This is a genomic window from Cellulomonas sp. B6 (genome assembly GCF_001462455.1).
Taxonomy (GTDB): Bacteria; Actinomycetota; Actinomycetes; order Actinomycetales; family Cellulomonadaceae; genus Cellulomonas.
In genome coordinates this window covers 1-1,078 of sequence record NZ_LNTD01000259.1, presented here as the reverse complement: position 1 = coordinate 1,078, position 1,078 = coordinate 1, and the positions used below count along the sequence as shown (strand labels likewise).

The 1,078-nt window shown below is 57.1% G+C and carries 1 protein-coding gene; it reads right to left on the bottom strand.

Translation table 11 applies throughout. From position 1 onward, the window contains the following. Nucleotides 1-554: 554 nt before the first annotated feature. Nucleotides 555-794 (bottom strand): hypothetical protein, encoded by a 240-nt coding sequence (locus tag ATM99_RS17535; protein WP_062104087.1) that lies wholly within the window; start codon nucleotides 792-794, stop codon nucleotides 555-557. Nucleotides 795-1,078: the final 284 nt, after the last annotated feature.

Genomic DNA, 1,078 nt, shown 5'->3' with positions numbered 1-1,078 from the left:
CGTTGTCCACCACAGCGTCGTCCGCCACACCCGTCCCGATCAACCCCGAGACCGGATCGACGGGCTGACCGAACGGGTCGAACCACACCAACCCACCCGACCGCACACCCCGGCGCCGGCCACCACCTCGACGTCGCCCGCGGTGCGCTTCGATCCAGCAATCGCGCTTCCCGCTATGAGTGCGTCGCCTGGCGGCGACCCACTTCGCACAGACCCCTCGTCCACATGAGCGCTGCGCACACTGGGGAACCTCATCCCTATCAACGGACGCCAACGGAAGAACTTCCGATCGAATCGACCGCCTCGCAGGGAGCGAGCCGCAGACGATGTGAGCGCGCACCACTCAGGCGGTGAGTCTGGACGCCGCCTGCGACGAGAGGATCTCGGCGCCCGAGACGGCACCGTGCGCAGGAAAGTCGATGACCGGATCGGGCACACCACCGACCGGGTTGGCAACGATGGCCTGGTGTAGAGCGCCCTCAGCAACTCCACAGGGGCACCACCTGGGAAGGGAAAAATCGGCAGCTTTTACGCAGCCGATCACCACCGGTAGATCAGTGATCTATTTCCGATGCCGGATCCTCATACTCCGTCACATACCCTTCTTTCCATGCGATTTGATCGACCCCTTCTTTGAAGATTGCAAGTTTGCCCTTCTTGATGTGGTACTCATCGAGCAGGTCCTGCATCGCACACTTTGCTGATTTGCGCGATTCGTAGGCCCCAACAAGGATGTACTCGTCGTCGTCGCTGCCTTCTTCTTCAATTCTGTACAACAGAAATACATACTTCACGACTCAACTCCTCACATGTTTGTATAACCTTGGAAATATGTTACCCCGATCGGCACTTCCACCATCCAGAAGGAGTCGGGCGCACTCTCGAAACCTGGCGCGTGGAGTAGCGTGCGCTTTGTTTCTTCTGCAGCTTCAACAGAACTGAAGCACCCGATCATCTTGACGTCTTGATTTGATTCATGCAGATGTAGTAGAACAAATATCTTTCTCACGGCTCTCGCTTCTTTGACAGACGCCTATCGTCTAGTGATGTGCTTCTTAATCTTTGAATACTCCGAGCG